This window comes from Treponema sp. R80B11-R83G3 (assembly GCF_054786115.1).
Genome location: NZ_BDHF01000022.1, coordinates 1 through 24351, shown reverse-complemented (window position 1 = coordinate 24351; position 24351 = coordinate 1). Strand labels below are relative to the sequence as shown.

Here is a 24351-nt window from a genome sequence, read left to right as displayed (position 1 = left end):
ATACTAAGTAAAGGAACTCCTTTTTTGTCTTTTGTATCGGGTGAAAAACCTGCGGCTAAAAAGAGAGACACTTCCTCTGTTTTATCCTCGGCAACACACTGGGCAAGAGAATCATTTGTCGCGGAAATACCTCTGTCAAGCAAGGCTTGCCTGGCATGATTTGTCTCCGATGCGGCTTCATTCTTTTTGAAAATTTCATATTCGTTGGCGAGATAGTCATGTAATTTTACTTCATTATCAAAAAATTTGAAGCAAAAGGCATATACATCCGGAATGTTTTCGATAGCTTTTTCCCCGCAAACAAGAATAGGAAGGTGCGAACCGCAAAAAAAACCCGCAAAAAAATCTATCCACCCCGGTCCAAGCGCCGAAAGAACCGCAACATGGCTGAAATTTTCAATGACTTTCGGTCCTTCATCCCTGGTTTTAATAAGAAGCGTTTCCGAGGGAACACCCGTTTTTTCAAGGAAAGACACAAGCTGTAAGGCTTTTTCTTTCTCTTCTTCCAGACAAATATGAAAGACTTTCATTTTTCTCCTCCTACATCCTAAACTCACTGCCTAAATAAACTTTTCTAACCATTTCGTTATTCAAAATGACATCTTTATCCCCTCTTGCGAAAATATTTCCGTCCGCGATGATAAACGCTTCGTTTGTAATTTCCAGAGTATCGCGGACATTGTGGTCGGTGATGAGAATTCCAATGCCTTTTTTGGCAAGTTGGCGGATTATTTGTTTTATTTCGTAAACCGCGATTGGGTCTATTCCGGCGAAAGGTTCGTCTAACAGCAGAAATTTCGGTTCTGTAGCAAGAGCGCGGGCGATTTCTGTTCTGCGTCTCTCACCGCCGGAAAGAGTGTAGCCTAACTGAGTGCGGATACGCGCAATGCCGAATTCGTCTAAAAGGCTTTCTAATTTTTCTTCTTTTTCATAATCTTCAATATCCTGCCGACTCTCCAGAATAGCCCAGATGTTTTGTTCTACGGTAAGTTTGCGAAAAATTGACGCTTCCTGCGGAAGATAGGCAATACCCATCCTTGCGCGGCGGTACATCGGCTTTTGAGTTATATCAACGCCGTCCATTGTCACATAACCCATGGTAGGCTGATAGAAACCTACAATCATGTAGAAAATTGTAGTCTTCCCCGCTCCGTTGGGGCCAAGAAGCCCGGCTACTTCGCCGTTTTTCATTGTAAAATTAACGCCTTTTACAACCAGTTTTTTTCCGAAACTTTTAAATAAATTTGAAACGCCTAACGTATGCTCCTGAATTTTTGGTTCAGGTTTTTTTTCACTTATAACTTCGATAGCAAGCGGAGTTTCAACTTCATTTTCATTGTCGGCATTGTATCTTGTTAATGCCGATGTTATGATTGCCGCTAAAACATCAGGGGGAATTTTTGTTTCCGGGACGTTCTCCTTGGTTAAAGTTTTGTTATATGTCATAAGTTTTAATTCATTATTTTTCCGGAAACGGTTCCTTCCATGATAACATCGTCCGTGTCTAAATCCACACGGATTTTATCCGCACGGAATTCATCGTCTTTTTTTAATACTACCGGAAACCCTGAAAGATCGAGTAATTTTTGCTTGCGGTGATAAATCGCGTATTCGGAACGGCAGACCATGTCGTCTTTGAATAAGCGCACATTGATTTGAAAAATAGCGATTTCCTTTTTATCGTCATATTCAAGAAACCGCGCTCTTGTTACAATCTCGTTATCCCTGTCCTCCATAGATGAGTTGCCTTCAAGCCTCGCTATTTTTAATTTGCGGTCGTAACGAAGTTTTTCTGTAAAAAATAAAATATTTTTATCTTCTTCATGTCCCCACACATTACCGGTACATACGATAAATTGGTTGTCCTTTCCCTGTATTTCTATTCTGTCGGCGCGTAACAGAAGATTGTCAGAGCGGACTTCCGCGTTCCCGATTAAAATTGTTGTTTCGCTGCCCAGTGCCTTAGAACCTGACATTTTATTCGCTTTAAAAGTAAAAGTGTCAGCGCTAATAAATTGAACGCAAAAGAAAAATATTAAACAAAAACCGCACAAACGTAAAAATTGATATTCCTTTTTTTCTTGTATATGTTTGTGAAAATTTAAAATTGATAATTTACAATTATTCATCACCAGTTTCTTCCTGTTTTTCGGTTTTATTGGTTTCATCAGTTTTATTAGCTTCTTCGGCTTTATCGGCTTCTTCAGCTTCATCGTCTTCTTGAATGTAAGAGCCGCTAACATCGCTTGAAAATTCAAATGTACGCTTGCGCGCGTCTGCGGTAAGTCCTATGCCTGTAAAATGCGTGCCGTTTTCGCGGTAAATATTAACCTCATCTTCATTTCCCGTTGAAAGAATATGAGTTTCGTCTTTCCAATCAAGCTGGTTTGTTTCGATAATAATATCTTCTGATTCAACTTCAAGCCTTACTCCGTTTGTCATTTGAATATCGCCTGAATTAATATCTACAGAAGCGTTTCCCGCGTTTCCTGTTGTATTTACTTCATTGCCTTTTTCCCCGTATTGTTCAAATGTAAAGTTTTCAAGCTTCATTACGCCTTTTTTCTCGTAACGCTCGGCGCGTTCCGCATAAACCCTCGCTATCGGATCCGCCGACCTTACGCGTATATACTCTACATTTATCATAACTAAATCGGGCAAATCACTTTCCGAAGACTCTGTTTCCCCGTAATCAAAAGTACATGACAGCGTTATGAGAAATATCAATATGCAGATTGCCCCGCGCGCGAGGTTTATTCTCTTTTTCATTTGCACTTCTTAACTGCGGCTATAAAATCCCTGAACAGGGGAGCCGCCGCAGTCGGTTTAGATTTAAATTCAGGGTGAAATTGAACGGCTACGCCCCACGGATGATCAGGCCATTCAACACATTCAACTAAAGAGCCGTCTGAATTAAAAGCCGCAAGTATAAGGCCGGTCTTTGTCATTTCTTCGCGGTACTGGTTTGTCAATTCATAGCGGTGGCGGTGGCGCTCCATTATGCGCTTTTCGCCATAAGCCGCTAAAATATGTGTGCCGTCTTCGTTTACTGTTTCCATCGCGCCAAGACGCATAGTACCGCCATAATTTTTTACATTAACCTGTTCTTCAAGAAGACTCACGACGGGATGTTTGGAGTCACGGTTAAATTCGGTTGAATCAGCGTCAGCCCAATTGAGCACATTGCGTCCCCAATCAATTAACATTATGTGCATACCCAAGCAAATTCCCAGATACGGAACTTTGTTTGTCCTTGCCCACGCAGCCGCTTTTACCATGCCGCCGATTCCCCTTTCGCCAAAGCCGCCGGGAACCAGAATGCCGTCAACCTGATACATAGTGTTTTTAGCGGAGTCGCCGCGCCCCAAAATAGCGTTAGTGTTTTCAGTCTCCTCAAGTTTTGAGGAGTCAATTTTTACAAGCTCCATTTTCACTCCGCACTCAAGGCTTGCGTGAAACAGCGCTTCGTATAACGATGTGTAAGTGTCGTGTAACTCCATATATTTTCCAACAACGCCGATGCGCACTTTTCCTTTACGCGCCGTAAAACGCTCCATTACGGAATGCCACGGGCGCATATCGGCATGGCGGCTTTCAACACCCATCTTACGCAGGATTACCTGATCAAGTTTTTGATCAAAGAAAACCATCGGTATTTGATAAATGGTCGTATCAATGTCGGGTGATGTAAACACAGCGTCAATGTCAACATTGGTAAAAAGCGCGATCTTCCGCCGTGTCGCTTCTTCCAGCATTACCGGTGCGCGGCAGATTAAAATGTCGGGTTGAATTCCCATTTCCTGCATTGACTTTACGGAGTGTTGGGTTGGCTTTGTTTTTAACTCGCCGCTTGCAACTTCGGGAATTAATGTTAAATGTACGGATATAGCGTCGTTTTTATTTTGCTCGTGGATAATCTGACGTGCGGCCTCTAAAAACGGAATGGATTCGATATCTCCGACAGTTCCGCCGATTTCTACTATGACGACATCGGTGTCGTTTTCTTCCTTTGAGACCGCCAAAATACGGCTTTTTATTTCATCGGTGATGTGGGGGATAACCTGCACGCATCTGCCGAGGTACTGACCCTCCCTTTCCTTGCGGATTACCGCCTCATAAACTTGTCCTGTTGTTATTGAGTTTGCCTTGCTCAAGCGCCCTTTGGTAAAGCGGGCATAATTGCCTAAATCAAGGTCGGTTTCCGCCCCGTCATCGGTTACGTAGACCTCGCCATGCTGATAGGGACTCATAGTTCCCGCGTCTACGTTGATATAGGGGTCGCATTTTACCATTCGGACATTAAGCCCCCTGCTTTCAAGCAAGGCTCCTATTGAAGAAGCGGCAACACCTTTCCCCAAACTGGAACAAACGCCGCCCGAGACGAAAATAAACTTGTTCATGTAATAAGATTATCGCGAATTTTGGAAGGAGTTTCAAGTGGGCATTTGGGTTGGCAAGGGCGGCTAAGAAAAGCGCCGCACAAGACAAATTTAGGCTTTTTGACTATACTTTAAATCATTACTAATGCCAAATTGAGCGTAAAATGGCTGCCTTATGCGGTTAGAGTAATAAGGAAAAAATGAAAACTTTATGGCGTATCGCAAAAGAAGCTGTCAGATATAAAGGCTGGCTGTTGCTGGCTATTTTTGGCACTCTTATGCTGACGACAGTCAATCTGATTGCCCCACGAATAATGGCCTCAATGACGGGACTTGTAGCGGCTGGTATGACGCGGGAAAATTTAATCACCGTACTGTGGATGGCGGGCGGATTGTTAGGCCTGTACCTGATACGCATTTTGTTCCGGTTTTTATCAAATTATTGTTCGCACAGGGCGGCATGGCGGCTTGTACTTGAACTGCGGATAAAGGCCTATAACGCGATTCAGTCTTTTTCTATGGACTATTTTCACAATAAGCAAACGGGCGAGCTGTTAAGCCGTGTAATGAACGATGTCGCGACATTTGAATTGATATACGCCCACATCACTCCCGATATTATAACAAACTTTGTCACCCTCACAGGCGTAACAATTATTCTCTTTAATTTAAATGCGCGTCTTGCTCTTATCACCTGTATTCCCATTCCGTTCATTCTGCTATCAGGGTGGTTTTTTATCCGCAAGGTGCGCCCCAATTTTCAGAAAACGCAGAAGTCGCAGGGGGAACTATCCGCGCAGTTGCAAGATAATTTATCGGGTATACAAGAGATACAGGCTTTTGGCCGCCAAACTTACGCGTCCGAAAAAGTTTTAAAAAAAGGCAAAGATTTTACGCATAATATGCTCCGCGCTTTGAAGTTAAGCGCCATATTTCACCCAAGCGTAGAGTTTTTAACTTCCATTGGCAGCGTTATTGTCGTCGGCTTTGGCGGATTTTTGGCGTATAAGAATCAGCTTTCCGTTTCTGAAATTGTCGGTTTTCTTTTGTACCTTGCCCTTTTTTACGCGCCGATTACAGGCGCCGCCCAGCTTTTAGAATCCGCCCAACAATCGCTTGCCGGAGCGGAACGCGTGATTGAAATTTTAGACGCGCCGCAAAGCGTCAAAGACAGCCCCGATGCAAAATCAATTGGAAAAGCAAGAGGGCAAATTACTTTTGAGAATGTCAGTTTTTACTACATTCAATGCGTTCCTGTTCTTGACAGCGTATCGTTTGAAATTAAACCCGGGCAAATGGCGGCGTTTGTAGGAGCGACAGGAGTGGGGAAAACCACGTTGAGCAAACTTATCTCAAGGTTTTATGATCCGACAGGCGGAAGGGTTTGTCTTGACGGACATGATCTGCGTGACATAACTTTGGAAAGCCTGAGAAGCAATATCTCTTTGGTTTTGCAGGACACGTTTTTATTTAACGGAACTATCGAAGAGAATATCGCGTTTGCAAGGCCGGACGCTTCGTTTGAAGAAGTGAGAACGTCTGCGCAGACTGCAAGGATACATGACGATATAATGCAAATGCCGGAAGCTTATCAGACGCAGATAGGGGAACGCGGCGTAAAATTATCCGGCGGACAAAAGCAGCGGATAGCGATAGCGAGGGCGGTACTGTGCCAAGCTCCGGTTCTTATTCTTGACGAGGCAACCGCGTCTGTGGACGTGCATACCGAGGAGCAGATACAACAGGCAATCAATGAAATAGCTGGCAGCCGCACCATCGTAACCATCGCGCATCGGCTTTCTACCATTCGTAACGCGGATGTTATTTACGTTTTTGAAAAAGGGCGGATTGTACAATCGGGGAGCCATGCGGAGTTAATTGAGCAGGAGGGGCTTTACCGGAGTTTGTGCAGAACGAGTAAATAATAGGGATTTATGTACGGAAGCGTTTGCCTATGAATAGGTCTTTAATTGCCGATTTGGTTGTGTCAATTCACTTTGGATATGTTACATTTGTTGTCGGCGGGCTTTTTGTAATTATACTCGGCGGCATTTTTCGATGGCGTTTTATCAAAAATTTTTGGCTCAGGGCAATTCATCTGGCGATGATTCTGCTTGTTGTTTTTGAAACTCTATTTGGCATTTCATGCCCGTTAACGGATTGGGAATACGAACTCCGCATCACTGCAGGACAACAAAATGTCGCAAGCGAGTCATTTATTGCAAGGTTGATACATCTATTAATATTTTATGATTTTCCGCAAATTGTATTCACAATTGCTTACTGCGTTTTCGGGATAGCCGTTATAATGACGTGGTGGTTGATTCCGCCTATTTATCCGTGGCATAAAATACATCCATCTGGCCGAAAGCGGTAATACCTTTGTCGATAAATTTGCTTAGTCGCGACTATGGTATAAGCCCCGGCACATCAAACTCCGGCGGGATTTTTACAGGAGTCCCTTTTGAATCGACAAACGCCCATGTAACTTTTGCCTCGACTATCAGATCTTCGCCGCGCCAAATTTCCTGCGCTATGGTTCCGCTGACTGCGCCTTTTTTAACAGGCCACGATCTTATTACCAATGCGTCATCGGTAAAAGCGGGCCTTTTGTAATTGATTTCTATCCGCGTAACATAAGTCCCATAACCGGATTTAAACGCCTTTTCATAGTCAAAACCAATATCCTTTAAAAATTCCCAACGGGCATATTCCAGATAATTCAGATAATTGGCGTTATTTACATGATTATAACTGTCACATTCGTATGATCTTACTTTTAATGAACACTCTGTTTTCATGGCTCTATTATATTAATCGCAGGGGACTTTGAAAAGTCCTTTATTTTTTGTATTATAAACTATGTTTAATTTTTGTCCGTCATGCGCCTCAAAAAAAATCGCTTTTGAAAACGGAAAACGCTTCCGTTGTCCCGATTGCGGTTTTACTTATTATCACAATGTCGCCGCAGCTACAGGCTGTATTATCGTTGTGCCGGAAAATGACAATTCTGCTGATACGGGGCAGGCATTTAACAATTCGCCGTGTAAGGAATCGGACAGGATTATATTTCTTGTTCGGGGCAAAGAGCCGGGTGTCGGTAAACTCGATCTTCCCGGCGGCTTTGTCGATCCGGGTGAAGGAGTCCTTGACGGCATCTACCGCGAATTACGGGAGGAAATCAACTGGACGCCGCATATTCCAGAAGGCGCAAAGTTATCGGATGTCTTTAAATTATTTGCATCTTTTCCAAATGTGTACCATTATAAGGGCATAAATTACAATACATGTGATATGTATTTCTCAGTTCGTGCGCCGGGCCTTAAGCCGGAAGACCTGTGTCGGGAAAAAGCCGAAATATCGGATGTTCGATTTTTGAAACCTAAAGAAATTGATTTTTCCGAGTTTGCCTTTCCTTCTACCGTGAAGGCTGTAAAAACATATCTTAACATCCTTGACTAAAATTGACATAAGTTATCAAATTGAGTTATGTATCGAGGTAATATGGCTGCTAATAATTCAATACCCGGCGAATACCGCAGAACTGCTGAACGTCTGTTTTTTAAAGACGGGTTTTCCAAGGGGCATAAACCTGATGTAAAAGCCGCCTGTGAATTTGCCAAGTCGCTTGGCATCGGCATTGAATACCAGCGTTTGCTTGCGCTCGAAAAAAACAGCGGAGAGTTGCGGACTTTTCTAGATCAGTTTCAAAATAATCTGGCTTTGTTAATTAAAAAAACATGGGTGGAAAAATCTGATGAAAACCGCAAGGGAAAATTGCAGGATGACATTCCGTTATTTATGTCCACAGTTGAGCAAACGGATTACATGAAAGCCATTGATGAATTTAGCGAGATTCTTGATGAATTAGCCTATCTGTTTTTTGGCGCTCAAAGTGAGAAAGAAGATTTTGCCGAGTATACTTTCCGCATTGACGTGCAGATGGGGCTTTTTTGGTACTACGGAAGCAAGCTTGAGTTGTTAAAAGACATGAAAACTCAAAATATAGACAGCAATGATAAAGTTTTATGGGCAATATTGCTTTTAGGACTTTGTTATCTGACAAATTTTTAATTATAAGGACGCATTATGACTATTCCTACAGGGACTGAAACTGAACCGCAAAACAGCGACGATTACCGCGCAGATTTTATCAGCGATTTTATTAAAGAAGATTTAGCCGCAGGAAAGTACAGTTATGTGCTTACGCGCTTTCCGCCGGAACCCAATGGCTGGCTGCATATCGGCCACTGCAAGGCGTTTTATATCGACTTTAGCATGGCTGAGCGTTTCGGCGGAAAATGCAACCTGCGCTTTGACGACACCAATCCCGAAAAAGAGGACATCTCCTACGTTGAGGCAATTAAGCGCGATGTCAAATGGATGGGCTACGATTGGGAAGACCGTGAATTTTACGCTTCTGATTACTATGAATACCTGTACGAGTTAGCTGTAAAAATTATCAAAAAGGGAAAGGCTTATGTTGACGATCTGACCGATACCGAAATGAGCGAATACAGAGGGACAGCGGTCGCCGATAAAAATAATATCACCGTAACGCCGCCGGGCAAAAACAGCCCGTACAGAGACCGTTCTGTCGAAGAAAACCTTGACCTCTTTGCGAAAATGCGTTCCGGCGAATACCCTGACGGCGCGAAAACGTTACGCGCAAAAATCGACATGGCGCACCCTAATCTGCTCCTGCGCGATCCCGTTATGTACCGCATACGCAGAGAAACCCATTACCGCACCGGCAATTCATGGTGTATTTATCCAATGTATGATTTTCAACACCCGCTTTCCGACGCAAAAGAGGGAATTACCCACTCTCTCTGTTCGCTTGAGTATGAAATCCACCGCCCCTTGTACGATTGGTTTATCCGCGAGGCGGAAGTTTTTCCATCGCGGCAGATAGAATTTGCCCGCCTTAATTTGAGCCATACCGTTATGAGCAAACGCTGGCTTTTAAAACTCGTGCAGGATAAGCGCGTTACAGGCTGGGACGATCCGCGAATGCCAACAATAGCCGGTCTCCGCAGACGAGGTTACACTCCTGAGGCAATTCGCAGTTTTGTCTCGCAGATTGGCATTGCAAAGACTGACAGCATGGTAGACATTGCGTTTCTTGAATACTGCCTTCGCGAAGATCTGAACAAACGCGCATTGCGCGTAATGGCGGTTTTGCGCCCCCTCAAATTGATTATCGAAAACTGGGAAGAAGGGAAAAGCGAACAAATGGAAGCGGTAAACAATCCCGAAGACGAATCCGCAGGAAAACGCCTTGTGCCATTTTCACGCGAACTGTGGATTGAGCGCGAAGATTTTGAGGAGACTCCGCCGCCCAAATATTTCCGGCTCTTTCCGGGAAACTCCGTCCGCCTGCGGTATGCGTACATTGTAACATGCACCGGCTTTGACAAAGACGCAAACGGTAATATAACAGCCGTGCGCTGCACTTACGATCCGCAGACAAGGGGCGGTAACGCTGGCAGCAGTGCTGCCTATGATAACAAAAAGATAAAAAGCACAATTCATTGGGTATCCGCCGCTCATGCCGCGCCAATACAAGCGCGTATTTACGATTACCTGTTCAGCGCGGAAAAACCGATGGAAGTATCTCAGCGCCCCGACGGCTCTCTCGGCGAATTTACCGACAACCTTAATCCCAACTCATTGGAAGTAATTGAAAACGCGTGGGGCGAGCCTTCGCTTGCAAATGTTTCGCCAGGCAAAATTTTTCAATTTGAACGCCTCGGCTATTTTGTCCGCGATCCGGACACAGGCGCGGACACTAAGGCTGTTTTTAACAAAACTATCGGTTTGCGCGACACTTGGGCAAAGATTGCGAATAAATAGTTATTTCCACTTTTCAAGCGATTCTTGCATAAAGCCGCGAATGTCGATGCCGTAAACTTCGCTCAAAATCCCGTTGTTCAAAATATCCTCAATTTTTCCGTTTGCAGCTAACGTTCCGTTATTCAAAACAACCGCCGTGTCGCCAAAAAGACGGGCAAGATTAAGATCGTGAAACACGCTGATTAAAGTTTTATTGTTCTCCCTGACCCACGTTTTTAAAAACTTTAGCAGTTCAATTTGATGTTTCAAGTCGAGGTGATTGCTAGGCTCGTCAAGTAAAATTAAATCGGGGTTTTGCGCTAATGTCCTCGCGAGAAAAACTCTTTGCAATTCTCCGCCGCTCAATTCATCGATCATGCAGTCCTTGTTGTCCCAAATGTCGAGTTTTTTTAAAGTATCCTGAATAATTTCCCTGTCTTCAGCGGAAAGATTTTTTAAAAAGCCTTGAGAATACGCATAACGCCCCATTGATACGGTTTCATAAACCGTGTATGGGAAAAATACCTGCGTACTCTGGCTCAGCAAGGCAATTTTTTTTGCTAATTCTTTGCGTGAGACAGTGGAAATATCTTTGCCGTCCATTAACACGCTCCCACGGTAATCGATAATACGCGCTATTGATTTAAGCAAAGTGCTTTTTCCGCTTCCATTAGGACCGAGTATGCAAAGACTCTCTCCCCTCTGCGCCTTAAAGTTTATGTTGCGAATAACGTCATCACTATCTTTAATTACGCCACTATAACCGGCGGATAAATCTTTAACTTCCAGCATATTACACCTGCGCCTTGCGCCGCCGCCTGAAATAAACCCACGCAAAAAATGGCGCGCCAATTAGGGCGGTAATCGCTCCTACCGGAAGTTCAGACGGAGAGATTAGTGTTCTTGCTAACAGATCGGTTAAAACAAGCAAAGAGCCGCCGAGTATAAACGACATGGGAATTAAATGCCTGTGGCTTGAACCGCAGATTCGGCGCGCCGCGTGAGGGGCTATCAGGTCTACAAAGCCGATAACGCCGCTGAGAGCGACTGCGGAACCCGTCAGTACGGCGCAAAGAGCAAGCAGTTTTTTTCGCACTGTGCTTGTTTCCACCCCCGAAGATTTTGCCTGTTCGTCGCCAAAACTTAAAATGTCCATTTCTTTCGTGAAAAAGAAAATCCCAGTTATTCCGATGATAAGAAACGGAAGTAACAGCCATACCGACGACCAGCCGCGCATGGCGAAACTTCCCATTTGCCACAGGGCTATTCGCCGCAAGTCATCGGAAAAAATAGCGCTTAACATTGTAAGCATTGCGCTTAAAAAAAGTGAGAAAACCATCCCGCACAGAATTATTGTGTTATTCGACATTGATTTGTCTATTCGCGAAGAAAAAGCGGCGACACAAAAAACTGCCGCCAATCCAAAAACAAAACCCGTCAATGGAAGGGTAAAAGCGCCCAAAAGCGGGATAGCAAATCCGCTTATGATGATTATTCCTGCTCCCAAAGACGCTCCTGACGAGACTCCCAAAATATAGGGAGAGGCTAGGGGATTGCGCAAAATGGACTGACAAACCGCGCCGCTTGCAGAAAGTCCGCCGCCGACAAGGAACGCCAGTAAAACGCGTGGAAGCCGCAATAACCACACAATTGAAACATTTTTAGGGTCTATGTCCTGCGCAAGCGGCAGACGTAAAATTTTATGCAAAATGATCAAAACAGTGTCACGCAGACTGATGGCAGAACTGCCCAAAGAGGCGGCGGCAACAATTATGAAAATAGAGATAATTGCCCCGATGACGATGCGTGTTCTGTTACTCACCTGACCACTAAAATACATAATAATATTTATCATTATAATTAATTTCCTTGATGTGTTTTAGTGGTCAGGTTAGTGGTCGGATATACCGCTTTGCTCATCTGCCGCAAAGCCAAAATTATACGGCTTGAAGGGCGTACCGATGAATCGGTGTCAATTTGATAAATACGGTTATTTTTTACGGCGTTGATGTGGTTAAAACCGGCGCGGCTTTTTATTTCGCCGATTGGATCGTCAATGTAATTTACGTTAGTAAAAATCACATCGGGGTTGCGGCTGATAACAGCTTCCGCGCCTGGCGTTACAAGCCAATTCTCGTCTCCAAAAACATTTTTCATCTCGATAACGGAAATCATATCGTCAATGTAACTGCCCTTCCCGAAAGTCATCATATCAGGAGCGGCGGAAATTTCAAAATAAACAGTTGTTTTGTTTCCTGTGCTGGTCGTTGTTTTCGCCGCTAATAGCGCTATTTCATTAATTTGCGTTTTCATAGAATTAATCAGTTTTTCTCCCTCTTTTTCTACATGCAAAATATCCGCTATAAACGCAATATCACGGTAAATATCGTCAATGCTTTTGCTCATGGAAATATATACCACGGGAATTCCCATTTCGCGTAACACTCTTAACGGGTCTTCGCCAGTGCCTGTAGCGTTATGCCCGCTTGCGATAATTATATCTGGACTCAACTTGATTATCACCTCAGCGTCAGGATAGAAAAAATCAAGTTGAGGCAATCCTTCGGAAATTCCCGCGACATTTGCCGAGTGGCGGTCGATAGCGACAAGTTTATGCGCCTGTCCCAGATCGGTAATTATCTCCGTATTCGACGGCGCGGTGGACACGACTCGGTTAATTTGATTTTTAATTGTTACCGTCCTGCCTGAACGATCTATTATTTCTCGCCCTTTGTTGGCTGTGCACCCTAAAAATAAAAATATCAAAATAATTAACCACGGACTTCTATTCATTTTACCTCCAAATTTGCGCGTAACCCCATTGTCAGCGTAATACCCGGCATGGGGTAATCATTAAACGATTGAAATGATTCATTTAAGATATTCCGCAGTGCGCCAAATGCCGTAAGATTTTTTCCTATTTTTTGATTAACATTGGCGTTAAGCAAAAAATGCGGTTTCATTTTTGTAAGATTGGCTCTATCGTCATAACGCAAACTTTCATAATGTCCGCTGATTATTAAAGAACCGCTTTTCCAGGGAATCTCAAGAGAGCCGCCGATTGTATGTACGGGACTGTAGGGAATTCTTTTATCATACGCAAAGTCATAGCCAAAACTTAACAGGTAACTTAAAAGGTACTGATACGAAATTGAGGGGATAATTTTTTTTATTGATCCCAGATTAACGGGAATTTCAAAACGCAGTTTGCTGTCTGCCCCGAAGAAGATTGCCTCTCCCACATTTTCAGGCCGCCAGATGCCTCCGGCTCCGGGATACCAGTGAATTGAATCTTTTAACCAATGCGTAAAGAATGTGCTTTCAAAAATAAATAAATCTTTAAAACGCCATGAAAAACCAATGTCCCCTCCCCAGCCGTCTTCGGGTTTTAAATCGGGATTCCCCATAGTACCACTGCTGTCTCTCCAGTACAGTTCTTCAAAGTCGGGAAACTTAAAACTGCGGAAATAGTTGTTTTTTAGGGCAAATGAATCCGTCACATTCCAAAGCAAGCCCAATTTTGGGACTGCTGTAAATTGCGTGTCTCCTTTGTTTGCGAACACAGCTTTTACGGAAGAAATAATCGTAAATTGTTTTACGGGTTTGAATTCCGCAGTCAGGTAAATTCCGCCGTCATGCCGATCCCGATTTCCAATATCCGTGGAATCAAGATAGATAAACCGGTAATCAAAACCGCTTTTCAGCGACAAATGTTCGCTAGTATCCCAACTCCAGCGGTTTATTACCGTTATGTTCTGCTGTTCATGACGGGAAAAAACGTCAGCAGGCGGCGCACCTAAAGGCGCGGTATAATCCCTTCTTGTAAAATATGATCCTAAAGACGCTTCCATTGCAAGATCGTCACGAAAGACGCGGGGCATATCAAGCATTATATTGTTACGCGAAACTGTATCCTGCTGTTTGCCGACATTGCTTGAAAAGCCGGAGCTGGGAATATTTTTATCGCCGTAATAAAAGTTTGATGAAGCGATTAATTTTGAAAGATTGGGCAGTTCCCCTGTTACAGATACCGTTCCCCCTGCGTCCCACACTTCGTTATTGTCTTTGCGTCGTGAATAATTATAGCGGTCAGTAAATAAAAAATGATTCTGCGCCCGATTTGCGAATACGTTAGCTGAAATTGAAAGAGCGTCTCCCCCGTAAGCGGTTGAAATGTCAACTTTTTGAGTATCCGCCAAATCTTCCCAATTTGGTCCCTGCGTTTTCCCATCCCGCCCACGGTATTCGCCGGGCATGACTCCGGTATTGGAAACGGAAGCGCCTAGCCTCAGTCCTGATTTTTGTTTTTTAACAGTGATAATGTTAATCACTCCGCCCATCGCGCCTGAAACATTGTACTTAGTGTCGGAACCTCCATAAATTACTTCAATACGCTCGACTGAACTAAGATCAATTTGCTCAATGTCAAATTTTCCGTCCATAGAAGAATTTACAGGAACTCCGTCTATAAGAATTGCAAGCCGTTTTGTGTCAAGTCCGCGCAGGTTAAGCAGGGTCATATTTCCGTAAGTTCCGTACCGTGTGATGTTGAGATTGAGCGTCTCCTGCAACAGAGACGCGACATCCGGCGCGTTACGGCGTTCAATTTCTTCTTTTTCGATGACTGCCATTTGTTGGCTTGTTTGTTTTGTTCCCGTAACGGTTATGCCTTTTTCCTCGGAGAAGGATAGTTCATCATCTTCGGCAGACTGCCCATTTGCATTGTTGGGAAAAGATAGAGAAAAAATCAATAATACCAAGACCGGAAAAAGTTTTCCGGCCTTGTGCATACCAAAACGCATTTATTTGCTATACCCCGAACCCCAATTACCTACATGGGTTCCAACATTATCAAAGTTAAATGTAGCTTTTGCCTCAGCAAGCGTGTCATTTTCAATGGGAGCATACGATTCGTCAATTGGATTTGCTAAAAAAATATGAGATGCAGTGTAATCCTTGTAATATACGCAAGTAAATTTATCAACAGTATAACCTACGTTAGATGCAGTTATTTTGATAATAAGTACGCCCGAGTCAGATGAAAAATTATTAGCTTCTAAAATAGTGCTTATAAAATCACCGTATCCAAATCCATCATCATGTACAACACTTGTACTTGTTATGGTGTAACTGCCGCCGTAACCATCTGTCCATTCGCCTACTGGAATAAAACCGGTATTTACAATTTCCGGCTCCGGTTCCTCTTCACAGCCTGCAAACAACAACATCATCAACAGTACGACAAAACTTGCGTACTTGCGAACTAAAAGTCCGACACTCCTCCTTGTGAGGTTTTTAGAGAAATACATAGAGACTCCTTTTCGGAGAAAAGACAAAAAAGACCGCTTACGCTACTGACGAGAAAATTGTATAAGAATGGTAAAATCGGCTTTTCTCAAGCTCTTCCTCGAAGCTAAGAAAAAAATGTTTAACCCCATACGGGATTAACGCATACCAAAGTTTCCTGGCTTGAGGGCATTTTTTTCATCGATCTTCCCGGTTGCCCAGTGATCGTAAATGATGAAATCTTCCCTGTCACAGTTACGGGTTAGCGGGGGAATTGCCTGACCACTAAAATCTTAACTTTTTTACAGTTTTAACTTAACTGTTTAAAGATTTTAGCGGTCAGGTGCACCCCACTTCCTTTGAAGTATACGTTTACAGATTACGCTATTTGCTTGGAATTGTCAATCGGAGGTGTCCAAGAAAAAAAAATTTTACCACGAACCACACGAACCAATACGAAAAACGACAAGATATGTGCAAAAAGTTCGTGAGCGTACCGAAGGTACACAGTTCGTGAGGTTCGTTGTAAAATTCAAACTTATTGGACAGCCCCTATATTTCGCCCTGCTTGCCGACAGGACACTCCAAAAATCACCTCACCAATTTTGTTACCTTTTCAAGCAGTTCGCCTTTACTGATTGGCTTGTGTATGTATTCAACCGCAGCAAGTTCATGCGCTTTGTCTTTTGGGTCGTCCGATACCGCGTATATCGCTATCGGGATTTTGTGCAAGCTGACTCATACTGGCTAGGTTGACCTGATCCCGATTAATCACTCCACCTTAAAGCGAGAAACTTCGCGCAACAAATCATCAATGGCTTGGCGGTTTTTTTGGGTCATATCATTGACATTGTGTACCGCTTTGTTAATCTGTTCCGACCCGGTTGCCATCTCGTTCATGCCGCCGGTTATTTCCTGCGTCATTTTTTCAAGGTTTCGGCTTTCATTCATAACTTCCTGACTGCCGTTAAGCATTTCCTCAGAACTGCTTTTAACCTGTTTAGTAAGCCCATTCAAATCACCGACACTTTGCAAGACTTGCTTGCTCCCCTGTCCCTGTTCTTCCATCGCGTTGCGGATATTTTCTTCCTGTAACGAAACGGTTTTTACATCTGTTTCAATTGCCTCAAATCTTTTTAGCACATTGTCGGTTGAGCTTGTAATTTTTTTGATTGATTCCGCTATCTTTTTCAGTACCGTGCCAATTGTTTTTGACTGTTCACTTGAGCTTTCTGCCAGTTTGCGGATTTCATCGGCGACAACGGCAAAACCTTTTCCAGCTTCGCCGGCATGAGCGGCTTCTATTGCCGCGTTCATCGAAAGCAAATTTGTCTGGCTTGCGATGTTTTCCATTACCGAGTTAATTTCCAAAAGCCCCTCGGACTCGCGGGATATTTCCTGAATGTCCGTTGCCACTTCCTGTAATCCGTTGCGGCCTATTTCAGAAGCTTCTTTTAGCGTATTTACATTGGTGGCGTTATTGATCAGCGTATTGGTCACTGAACTAATATTTGCTACCATTTCTTCAATGGCTGACGACGCTTGGGAAACATTTCTGCTCTGGTTTTCTACATGACCGTTTAGTTTGTTGATGTTGGTAATAACCTGTTCCATAGTCGCGTTGGTTTCGGTTACGCTGGCACTCTGGTTTATAACTCTGCCCTTGACGCTCTGGATGTTGGCAGTAATTTCATTGATTGCCGCTGCAGTTTCGGTCATATTGCTGGCAAGGTCATTACCAATATCTGACAGTTTGTGAGCTTCTTTCCTGATGACGATAATCAGGTTTCTGATTTTTTCTAGGGTTTTATTAAAGTACAAGGCCAGATCGCCGATTTCGTCTTTGGAACTGACGGCAATATTTCGCGTCAGGTCGCCCTCGCCTTCGGAGATGTCTTTGAGTTCTTCAGCCACCTTGACGATTGGATTTATAGTACCGTGGAGGACAGAGTATATAATTATCGCCGCTACTAAAATGGCTATCGCCGTTAGAATGATGGTAAATCTGGTAATTGCGTTGACATCCTTCATTATATATTTGTCCGTAACGAGCATCATTACCGACCATGTTTTGTCCGAACTGCCTATTTGGAAGGGAAGCATAACTATTTCCACTTCTGTACTAAGCTCGGGAGAATAAGTGCTGCATGAAAACTCTTTTCCGTTTTGTACGGCCTGATCCGCATCCTTTATGTAGGAGCCGTACATTGTCTCAACATCGATAAGCATTTTCCCTACCCTTTCAGGAAGCAGATGGCCAATTATCAGCCCGTTGCCCGAATAAATAGCCATCGCGGCAATTTTTTCGTTGGCTTTAATGGTGTCTACTACCACCGACTGTATCGCGTCAATAATATAAAGGCAGCCTACGCCGCCTACTACCTCGTTGGTACGGGAATTAATAATCGGAACCATAAGTCTGAGCAAATGCGTATCCTTTCCTTCTATTGTTCGGGGTATTGGGTGTTCTACCCGATCATTTTTAGCGTTGGGACTGCTAAAATAGGCCATTGAAGCGGCTATATCAACGGTAGTCCGGCTCGATATTTTACCGCTTTCTCTTGTGTAGGTTATAGCGTACTGCCCTGTTGGGCCGGAGCCGGTACGGCCTATATATTGAGCGTCCATTCCGTCAACGGCGTTTGGTTTCCAAACCGTATACAAATTTATTATAGCAGGCTCGTAAATAATCGTATCTCGCAATATACTGTCATATTTATCCCGGCGTTCCGCTGGCGGTACCTTTTCATATTCCGACATTGTATAAGACAAAGTGCGCAATAACCTTATATAGCCATCCTCAATGCCTTGCCAGTATGCGACCTGTTCTCTGGCCAAATACCTGACCTCCTGCTTGCTCAAATTCATGCTTATACTGGACGCTTCCCGCAGGAGCAGCACGGCAATGCCGCCTGCCACAACCGCTATAATGGCTATCATCATGATACTCAGTTTGATTTTAATTTTCATTTCGTTACTCCTTTTGGCGTAAGTGTGGACATTGTTATCTGAAAATAATTGCGTGGTGCCGGGTTTTGGCATTTCTTACAAACATACGGATTATTTTAGCAAAATATGTTAAAATTGACAATAGGAATTGAACCCATTCCATAACACAACCAGTCCTTTTTCCCGCGTTTTGGCTAAATCAATAATTCGCTGGTTTGATGATCCGCAAAACGGTAATCCTATGGAACGAAGTTCATGCATATATTTTCCGTCGATCAATAAATCTGTTGCGGATAACAATGCTTTTACGCCATTGTTGTTGTCCTCAATCAGTTCTTCGTAGATAAAACCGGTATAGGTTACGACATTCCAACTAATAAGATGAGCCGCAGCTGCAACTTCCGCTAACTCTGCGGCTTGTAAAAACGGTTCCCCGCCTGAAAAAGTAACGCCCTGTTTCTTTTTCTTTTGTTGTTTCAACAAGCGAATAACCTGCCGCACGGAATATTCTTTACCGGCGTCCATGTCCCAAGTTTCAGGGTTATGGCAATGCGGACATTTATGCGGACACCCTTGAGTAAAAATAACGTACCGCAGTCCCGGCCCGTCAACAAGACTCTCCTGAGTAATGCCCGATAAACGCATTTTTAATTATGAACCTGACGGTGTTGAACTTCCGCCAATTTGCTGTCATTAAAACGGTCAAGCGTTGACAAATACCCTGTTATTCTGCGCACGCGGCTGATATTCTTACCGCCGCATTTAGGACAGGTATTTTCCTTAATTACGCCGTTTAACCCGCAATCACAGCATATATCAACGGGGAAATTCACTGCGGCGTAACCCATATCCGCTTCTGCCATTTCTTTTATCAGAGATTCAAACGCCTCAAGATTATGCTCCGGCGCGGATTGTAATTCAACATAGGATATATGCCCCGCATTGCAATATTTGTGATACGCCCCTTCTATTTTTATTTTGTCTAACGCGGTGATGTTGTATTCTACCGGCACATGAAAAGAGTTGGTGTACCATTTTTTGTCCGTTATGCCCTTGATTATGCCGTACTGTGTAACATCAAGCTGGGTAAATTTTCCGCTTAATTGTTCGGCGGGCGTTGCAAGCAAAGAAAAGTTGAGGCTGTATTTTTTTGTCGCTTCATCGCATCTGCGCCGTATATGGCTGACAATGGCAACGCCCAAAGCCTGAGCGTCGGCGCTTTCACCGTGATGTCTGCCCGTCAGCGCGACAAGACATTCCGCCAGCCCGATAAATCCTATGCTGAGCGTTCCATGACGGATTGCCTTTTCAATCGTATCGTTAGCTGTCAATCCTTCGCTGTCAAGGTACAATTTCTGACCCATCAAAAACGGAAAATCTTTTACCCTGAGTTTTTTCTGTACATTATACCGTGTCAATAACTGTTCGACACAAAGCTCGATAATCTCATCAAGGAATTTCCAAAACTGGGATAAATCGCCGTTTGCGCGTATGCCGAGGCGCGGCAGGTTAATTGTGGTAAAAGACAGATTTCCTCTGCAATTTGTTTTTTCCTCTCCGTTGCAGTTTGAGATAACACGAGTGCGGCAGCCCATGTAGGCTACTTCTTCATCACGGTACGGTTTGTTAAAACTGGAATCTTGAAAAGAAAAAGATGGAAAAAGCCGCTTGCAGGCAACACGCATACTTAATTGAAATAAATCATAATTGAGGTCGCCTTCTTCAAAATTAACGTCTTCTTTAATTTTAAAGCATACGTTTGGGAATAACGGCGATTCACCTTTGCCTAAACCTTTTTCGTAAGCAAGCAAAAAACACTCCGTAACCATTCTTCCCGCTTCGCTTGTATCAGTGCCAAAATTGACGCTCGAAAAAGGAACTTGCGCCCCCGCCCTTGAGTGCATGGTATTTAAATTGTAAATAAACCCTTCCATTGCCTGAAAAGTCTCCTCTTTGGTTCGCTCATAAACAAGCGATTTAATTTTTTCTTCATCAGCGGATAATCCCAATTCTTTTAAATTATTGCGCAGTTGTTTTTCCTGTTTTTCTTTTTCCAATTCGACATACACCGCCATGTCTCTGTCAAAATAAGCAAAAGACTGGCCGCCGTGCATATCATTTTGATTGCTTTGCAGAATAATCGCCGCAAGCGCTGACGCAGTTTTTATTCCTTTTGGAGAGCGTATAAAACCGTGACCATTGTTAAAACCTTCGCGTAACAGGCGGTCAAGGGGAATTTGCAGACAGGTTAACGTTTTGCCGAACCATGATAAATCGTGAATATAAATGTCGCCGCTTATATGGGCTTTAGCTTCTTTTTCGGGGAGTACTCGTTTTAAGTAATAATTTTTGGAGGCGACCTCCGATATTTGCAGTACCTTAGCCGATGGCGAATTGCCGACATTGGCGTTATCGCGGTTTGTCTCCTGCAAAATTTCCGAAACCGCGTTCATCATCTCGCTTCGCGCGTCCCTTATTCTGGAACGATTGTCACGGTATAAAATGTATGACTTTGCTACTTTTGCGTGGTCGTGTTCGATTAAAACCGCTTCAACTATATCTTGAACATTCTCGACATTAAAATTATCTTCATTGTAATGTTGTTTAAGTTTTTTTAACACTTCCAGCGTTAATTCAATCGCCCGCTGACGGTCTGCTTCACCTACAGCCTCAAGACACTTGAAAATCGCATCTGTAATTTTACTTTCGTGAAACGCCTGCGTCCTTCCATCCCTTTTAATAATTGATGAGAACATTATTCCCCTCCCCCTAATAGTGAAAAAAATAAATGTATAAGAAAACCGTCTTTTCTAAAAAGGCGCGTATACCAAAGTCTCCTGACTTGAGGGCAATTTTTCCATCAACCTTCCCATCTGACCACCTGACCACTTGAATCAAGTGGTCAGGTGGTCAGACAGTGGTTGTAAATGACGGAATCTTCCCTGTTACAGTTACATGGGGTAGCGGGGGCTTTGCACCCCACTTCCTTTGAAATATACGTTTACAGTTTATACTGATTATGCGGAATTGTCAAGCGTTACTTTCGGTAACATTTCTATTTGAGGCATCACGGCTGTAATGCAATCGCTGCGGCAATCTCTGCTTCACAGCTTTTCATCGCGGTAAGAGTTTTTTCGATTAAGGTATCAAGCTCCCAGCCTAAAAGAGCAGCTCCTTCCTCAATTACTTTTCTGGAGCAACCGGCGGCAAAGGCCGGGGTTTTATATTTCTTTTTGACTGATTTTACTTCCATGTCCATAACGCTTTTTGAGGGTCTGATAATCGCGACAGCCCAAATAAGACCGGTCAATTCATCACAGGCGTAGAGTATTTTTTCCATAACGTGTTCCGGTTTATCATCCACGACTGTAAGTCCGTATCCATGACTGCAGACAGCGTGGATCAATTCATCGCTTGCGCCGCCGCCGCGAAGCAGCTCTTTCGCTTTTACACAGTGTTGTTGGGGAAACTGTTCAAAATCAATATCGTGTAACAGCCCGGCAATCGACCAGAAATCCGCTTCCCCGCCATACCCCTGATCGGCGGCAAACCATTTCATTACCCCTTCTACGGTCAGGGCGTGCTGTAAATGAAAAGCGTCCTTGTTGTACTTATTGAGCAAATCCCATGCCTGCTGTCTGTTAATACCGGCGTTCATGATTTAACCATAGTATTTTTTAATAAAAAAAACAAGTTACAACGCTCGTATTTAATTATTCAACGTCCCTCTTACCTGCCGACAGATTGGACAATTTGCGCATTGCTTCGCGTAGTTTTTCCGTCATTGACAGTATCTCTGCATAATCGGTTTTAACCGTGTCACTCTGACTGCGAAGGCTGTCAAGTGCGACTGTAATTTCACCGCTTTGCTCCGAGAGTTCGCTAAAGGTGTTGATCAAATCGGACATGTCATCCTAAGGAGGGAAAAGAATCGAGGTCTACTTTCTCAGCCTGCAGATAATTTTTTAAAGCAATCATGGTGACGTTGTAGTCTCCCAATCCGGTTTCGTCAAACTCACGGCGCTTTGCAAGGTATGAGACGACCGTGAGTTCGGCGCCCAAGCTTACGTCAAAAAAATCTTTTATGCCCAAGGAATTTATTGGGCATACATTCTGACCACTAAAACACATTAAAAAAAGTATCATCGAAAAAGTCCTATTTATGTGTTTTAGTGGTCAGACGCTAATTAGCATTTTAATACCGTGACCACTCTCCATATCTAGCGTACCCTGCAAGGCAAGGTACGCTAGGAAAAAGCGGTAACTGGTACCATTGCGCTGCCTGCTTCTATTGCCGTGTAAAAGTCGTATTGAAAAGGGTAAATTGATTGTTTGAAAGGGTAATTGTTATTTTTTGTGAACCTCCAAAATATTGTTTTTGAGCGGTATCTAATGCTGCCCAATTTTTCCATTCGTTAGTACTGCTAAATATATTTGTATTTACTTGGGTAATGGTAAATTCTACCGAGCTTTTTGCATTTTTTGGATAAGTCCCTTTTACCTTATCATCCCAAGCTGCCGCTGTTTTTGTTGAGGCAGAAGATGCTGTAAAACTACCATTATTGGCATTTATTTTGATAAATTCATTAGCAAAAGCAGCTATTGCATCATCACTGATCCACACTCCATCAAAATCTGACGTACTTGTGTCTTCTTCATCACACCCAATAACCGTCATTCCGAACACCAGTACAATTACCAGTATTCCAAGCCAAAATCTTTTGTTTACCATAGTTTTTCCTCCTTACTTTGGTAACAAAGTTTTATGTGTATAAATTCATAAAACCATTATTTTGGATTATTTTGACAAAATAATTTCCCCAAAAATTTCTGATTTTATGGCACATAACTATTTCGTCCACCTGCTTCCGTTTGCAGCCCTCGTATACGTTCCCGCTTTACCTGTACTGTAGGCGGTCTTTAAGGTATTACCGCCATATCCATAGCTTCCTTCAGGAAAAGCATTGTATCCAAAATCATCGTTATCGATGTCGCTTCCTGTCACAAATGTTACGCTGGTAAGGCTTGTGCAACCTTCAAAAGCGCTATTCCCAATGTTGATAACACTGTTTGGTATGGTTACACTGGTAAGTCTGGTGCAACTGTAAAAAGCAGCTAACTCAATGCTGATAACACTGTTGGGGATAGTTATGCCAGTAAGGCTGTAGCAACATTCAAAGGCCACTTTTCCAATATTGGTAACGCTGTCCGGTATGGTAAAAGCACCTGTTTTTCCTCCCGGATACGCAACTAACGTGGTTTTATCTTTGTTATACAATACGCCGTCCTGTGAGCTATACGCGGTATTACCAGTGTCAACCGTTATTGCGGTTAGGTTGATGCAAGCGGCAAAAGCTCCAAACCCAATGCTGATAACGCTGGCGGGTATGGTTATGCTGGTAAGGCTTTTACAATTAACAAAAGCTCTATCCCCAATGCTGGTAACATTGTTGAAATTGCACTAAACAACAGTTGTCAGCGGTTTTACTCTGTGATAAATCTATACCCTGTAAAGAATTAGCGTTGCTGGTTCGGTACGCCTAAAACGCTTGAAAATTCGTGTTATCAGGTATGACATCAATTTTCAAAAAAATTGGAGTTTTGCTATGCATAACGATTTTACTTTGTTTACAAGGGTTGTTCCTTCGGGGAAAACAGTGGTCTATTACTACGCTTATGACAGCGAGGGGAAACGGTTAGGTCCCTGGACTACTGGACAGAACAATAAGACGGCGGCAAGAAATTATTGCAATTTGTTGAACAGAAAAGGGAAGTTACTTCCGGGACCAAAGGAAATGCCGACTTTTGCCGAATTTTCCGCTGTGTTTTGGGATTGGGAAAAAAGCGAATACTTGAAAGAACGGCGCAAGCGCCGAAACCTGACACAATCTTATGCGGATAA

General features: G+C 43.4%; 23 protein-coding genes, 2 pseudogenes and 2 riboswitches. Of the genes and pseudogenes, 6 read left to right on the top strand and 19 right to left on the bottom strand.

The annotated features are described in order from the left end of the window. The 5 genes and pseudogenes from ACYVRH_RS05130 to ACYVRH_RS05110 form a co-directional block, all read right to left on the bottom strand. Positions 1-530, bottom strand: a pseudogene (locus ACYVRH_RS05130) (hypothetical protein); the annotation flags it as partial. Positions 531-540: 10 nt separating this feature from the next. Continuing rightward, entirely contained in the window at positions 541-1446 is a 906-nt protein-coding gene (gene lptB / locus ACYVRH_RS05125) for an LPS export ABC transporter ATP-binding protein (protein WP_461255856.1), read from the bottom strand. Between the two features lie 5 nt (positions 1447-1451). Next, positions 1452-1976, bottom strand: coding sequence for an LptA/OstA family protein (locus ACYVRH_RS05120; protein WP_461255855.1), 525 nt, complete (start codon positions 1974-1976; stop codon positions 1452-1454). Between the two features lie 145 nt (positions 1977-2121). After that, a complete protein-coding gene (gene lptC / locus ACYVRH_RS05115) occupies positions 2122-2769 on the bottom strand; it encodes an LPS export ABC transporter periplasmic protein LptC (protein WP_461255854.1) in 648 nt (215 codons plus the stop codon). Next, a complete protein-coding gene (locus tag ACYVRH_RS05110; protein WP_461255853.1) occupies positions 2766-4400 on the bottom strand; it encodes a CTP synthase in 1635 nt (544 codons plus the stop codon). Before ACYVRH_RS05110 ends, lptC begins: the two co-directional genes overlap by 4 nt. A 179-nt stretch (positions 4401-4579) precedes the next feature. On the opposite strand from ACYVRH_RS05110, the gene ACYVRH_RS05105 reads away from it, so the two are divergent. Further along, positions 4580-6304, top strand: a complete 1725-nt coding sequence (locus ACYVRH_RS05105) for an ABC transporter ATP-binding protein (protein ID WP_461255852.1) — start codon at positions 4580-4582, stop codon at positions 6302-6304. Between the two features lie 29 nt (positions 6305-6333). Beyond that, on the top strand, positions 6334-6756 hold the full coding sequence (locus ACYVRH_RS05100) for a DUF2784 domain-containing protein (protein WP_461255851.1): 423 nt from the start codon (positions 6334-6336) through the stop codon (positions 6754-6756). 31 nt (positions 6757-6787) lie between these two features. On the opposite strand, the gene ACYVRH_RS05095 is transcribed toward ACYVRH_RS05100, so the two are convergent. Continuing rightward, on the bottom strand, positions 6788-7180 hold the full coding sequence (locus ACYVRH_RS05095) for an acyl-CoA thioesterase (RefSeq protein ID WP_461255850.1): 393 nt from the start codon (positions 7178-7180) through the stop codon (positions 6788-6790). 61 nt (positions 7181-7241) lie between these two features. Between ACYVRH_RS05095 and ACYVRH_RS05090 the strand changes: the two genes are divergently transcribed. Genes ACYVRH_RS05090 through ACYVRH_RS05080 form a run of 3 tightly spaced genes read left to right on the top strand, consistent with a single transcriptional unit; the run spans position 7242 to position 10235 of the window. Continuing rightward, on the top strand, positions 7242-7841 hold the full coding sequence (locus ACYVRH_RS05090; protein ID WP_461255849.1) for an NUDIX hydrolase: 600 nt from the start codon (positions 7242-7244) through the stop codon (positions 7839-7841). 42 nt (positions 7842-7883) lie between these two features. Continuing rightward, positions 7884-8453 (top strand): hypothetical protein, encoded by a 570-nt coding sequence (locus ACYVRH_RS05085; protein WP_461255848.1) that lies wholly within the window; start codon positions 7884-7886, stop codon positions 8451-8453. 15 nt (positions 8454-8468) lie between these two features. Beyond that, a complete protein-coding gene (locus tag ACYVRH_RS05080; protein ID WP_461255847.1) occupies positions 8469-10235 on the top strand; it encodes a glutamine--tRNA ligase/YqeY domain fusion protein in 1767 nt (588 codons plus the stop codon). Here the strand turns inward: ACYVRH_RS05080 and ACYVRH_RS05075 are convergent, their stop codons facing one another. From ACYVRH_RS05075 to ACYVRH_RS05015, 13 genes are all read right to left on the bottom strand, one after another. Beyond that, positions 10236-11006: an ABC transporter ATP-binding protein gene (locus tag ACYVRH_RS05075; RefSeq protein ID WP_461255846.1), complete on the bottom strand. Its 771-nt coding sequence runs from the start codon at positions 11004-11006 to the stop codon at positions 10236-10238. It abuts the gene before it with no gap. 1 nt (position 11007) lies between these two features. Beyond that, the gene (locus ACYVRH_RS05070) at positions 11008-12069 is read right to left on the bottom strand and encodes a FecCD family ABC transporter permease (protein WP_461255845.1); all 1062 of its coding nucleotides are present in this window, start codon (positions 12067-12069) and stop codon (positions 11008-11010) included. Between the two features lie 5 nt (positions 12070-12074). Then, positions 12075-13007: an ABC transporter substrate-binding protein gene (locus ACYVRH_RS05065; RefSeq protein WP_461255844.1), complete on the bottom strand. Its 933-nt coding sequence runs from the start codon at positions 13005-13007 to the stop codon at positions 12075-12077. After that, on the bottom strand, positions 13004-15004 hold the full coding sequence (locus tag ACYVRH_RS05060) for a TonB-dependent receptor plug domain-containing protein (protein ID WP_461255843.1): 2001 nt from the start codon (positions 15002-15004) through the stop codon (positions 13004-13006). The genes ACYVRH_RS05065 and ACYVRH_RS05060 overlap by 4 nt, the downstream gene beginning before the upstream one ends. Positions 15005-15016: 12 nt before the next feature. Beyond that, positions 15017-15523: a hypothetical protein gene (locus tag ACYVRH_RS05055; protein WP_461255842.1), complete on the bottom strand. Its 507-nt coding sequence runs from the start codon at positions 15521-15523 to the stop codon at positions 15017-15019. 127 nt (positions 15524-15650) lie between these two features. Continuing rightward, positions 15651-15884, bottom strand: a riboswitch (cobalamin riboswitch). 207 nt (positions 15885-16091) lie between these two features. Then, positions 16092-16232, bottom strand: coding sequence for a hypothetical protein (locus ACYVRH_RS05050; RefSeq protein WP_461255841.1), 141 nt, complete (start codon positions 16230-16232; stop codon positions 16092-16094). Positions 16233-16271: 39 nt separating this feature from the next. Beyond that, the gene (locus ACYVRH_RS05045; RefSeq protein ID WP_461255840.1) at positions 16272-18470 is read right to left on the bottom strand and encodes a methyl-accepting chemotaxis protein; all 2199 of its coding nucleotides are present in this window, start codon (positions 18468-18470) and stop codon (positions 16272-16274) included. A 108-nt stretch (positions 18471-18578) separates the two neighbouring features. After that, positions 18579-19094 carry an anaerobic ribonucleoside-triphosphate reductase activating protein gene (gene nrdG, locus ACYVRH_RS05040; protein WP_461255839.1) on the bottom strand — a complete coding sequence of 172 codons (516 nt, stop codon included), beginning with the start codon at positions 19092-19094 and terminating at the stop codon, positions 18579-18581. A 2-nt stretch (positions 19095-19096) separates the two neighbouring features. Next, positions 19097-21205, bottom strand: coding sequence for an anaerobic ribonucleoside-triphosphate reductase (nrdD, locus tag ACYVRH_RS05035; protein WP_461255838.1), 2109 nt, complete (start codon positions 21203-21205; stop codon positions 19097-19099). 55 nt (positions 21206-21260) lie between these two features. After that, positions 21261-21482: riboswitch (cobalamin riboswitch) on the bottom strand. Between the two features lie 34 nt (positions 21483-21516). Continuing rightward, positions 21517-22107, bottom strand: a complete 591-nt coding sequence (locus ACYVRH_RS05030; protein WP_461255837.1) for a hydrolase — start codon at positions 22105-22107, stop codon at positions 21517-21519. A 55-nt stretch (positions 22108-22162) separates the two neighbouring features. Continuing rightward, complete coding sequence (locus ACYVRH_RS05025; protein WP_461255836.1) at positions 22163-22357, bottom strand: hypothetical protein; 195 nt, start codon at positions 22355-22357, stop codon at positions 22163-22165. 380 nt (positions 22358-22737) lie between these two features. Next, positions 22738-23181 (bottom strand): hypothetical protein, encoded by a 444-nt coding sequence (locus tag ACYVRH_RS05020; protein WP_461255835.1) that lies wholly within the window; start codon positions 23179-23181, stop codon positions 22738-22740. A 117-nt stretch (positions 23182-23298) separates the two neighbouring features. Beyond that, positions 23299-23727, bottom strand: coding sequence for a leucine-rich repeat domain-containing protein (locus ACYVRH_RS05015; RefSeq protein WP_461255834.1), 429 nt, complete (start codon positions 23725-23727; stop codon positions 23299-23301). A 328-nt stretch (positions 23728-24055) separates the two neighbouring features. On the opposite strand from ACYVRH_RS05015, the pseudogene ACYVRH_RS05010 reads away from it, so the two are divergent. Next, positions 24056-24351: pseudogene (locus ACYVRH_RS05010) on the top strand (tyrosine-type recombinase/integrase); the annotation flags it as partial.

Bases quoted from the DNA above. Each gene is read 5' to 3' on its own strand.
- nrdG (WP_461255839.1), bottom strand. From the start codon at position 19,094: ATGCGTTTATCGGGCATTACTCAGGAGAGTCTTGTTGACGGGCCGGGA.
- ACYVRH_RS05030 (WP_461255837.1), bottom strand. From the start codon at position 22,107: ATGAACGCCGGTATTAACAGACAGCAGGCATGGGATTTGCTCAATAAG.
- ACYVRH_RS05070 (WP_461255845.1), bottom strand. From the start codon at position 12,069: ATGATAAATATTATTATGTATTTTAGTGGTCAGGTGAGTAACAGAACA.
- ACYVRH_RS05120 (WP_461255855.1), bottom strand. From the start codon at position 1,976: ATGTCAGGTTCTAAGGCACTGGGCAGCGAAACAACAATTTTAATCGGG.
- ACYVRH_RS05100 (WP_461255851.1), top strand. From the start codon at position 6,334: ATGAATAGGTCTTTAATTGCCGATTTGGTTGTGTCAATTCACTTTGGA.
- ACYVRH_RS05105 (WP_461255852.1), top strand. From the start codon at position 4,580: ATGAAAACTTTATGGCGTATCGCAAAAGAAGCTGTCAGATATAAAGGC.
- ACYVRH_RS05075 (WP_461255846.1), bottom strand. From the start codon at position 11,006: ATGCTGGAAGTTAAAGATTTATCCGCCGGTTATAGTGGCGTAATTAAA.
- ACYVRH_RS05055 (WP_461255842.1), bottom strand. From the start codon at position 15,523: ATGTATTTCTCTAAAAACCTCACAAGGAGGAGTGTCGGACTTTTAGTT.
- lptC (WP_461255854.1), bottom strand. From the start codon at position 2,769: ATGAAAAAGAGAATAAACCTCGCGCGCGGGGCAATCTGCATATTGATA.
- ACYVRH_RS05080 (WP_461255847.1), top strand. From the start codon at position 8,469: ATGACTATTCCTACAGGGACTGAAACTGAACCGCAAAACAGCGACGAT.
- ACYVRH_RS05045 (WP_461255840.1), bottom strand. From the start codon at position 18,470: ATGAAAATTAAAATCAAACTGAGTATCATGATGATAGCCATTATAGCG.
- lptB (WP_461255856.1), bottom strand. From the start codon at position 1,446: ATGACATATAACAAAACTTTAACCAAGGAGAACGTCCCGGAAACAAAA.
- nrdD (WP_461255838.1), bottom strand. From the start codon at position 21,205: ATGTTCTCATCAATTATTAAAAGGGATGGAAGGACGCAGGCGTTTCAC.
- ACYVRH_RS05060 (WP_461255843.1), bottom strand. From the start codon at position 15,004: ATGCACAAGGCCGGAAAACTTTTTCCGGTCTTGGTATTATTGATTTTT.
- ACYVRH_RS05110 (WP_461255853.1), bottom strand. From the start codon at position 4,400: ATGAACAAGTTTATTTTCGTCTCGGGCGGCGTTTGTTCCAGTTTGGGG.
- ACYVRH_RS05020 (WP_461255835.1), bottom strand. From the start codon at position 23,181: ATGGTAAACAAAAGATTTTGGCTTGGAATACTGGTAATTGTACTGGTG.
- ACYVRH_RS05095 (WP_461255850.1), bottom strand. From the start codon at position 7,180: ATGAAAACAGAGTGTTCATTAAAAGTAAGATCATACGAATGTGACAGT.
- ACYVRH_RS05025 (WP_461255836.1), bottom strand. From the start codon at position 22,357: ATGTCCGATTTGATCAACACCTTTAGCGAACTCTCGGAGCAAAGCGGT.
- ACYVRH_RS05065 (WP_461255844.1), bottom strand. From the start codon at position 13,007: ATGAATAGAAGTCCGTGGTTAATTATTTTGATATTTTTATTTTTAGGG.
- ACYVRH_RS05090 (WP_461255849.1), top strand. From the start codon at position 7,242: ATGTTTAATTTTTGTCCGTCATGCGCCTCAAAAAAAATCGCTTTTGAA.
- ACYVRH_RS05085 (WP_461255848.1), top strand. From the start codon at position 7,884: ATGGCTGCTAATAATTCAATACCCGGCGAATACCGCAGAACTGCTGAA.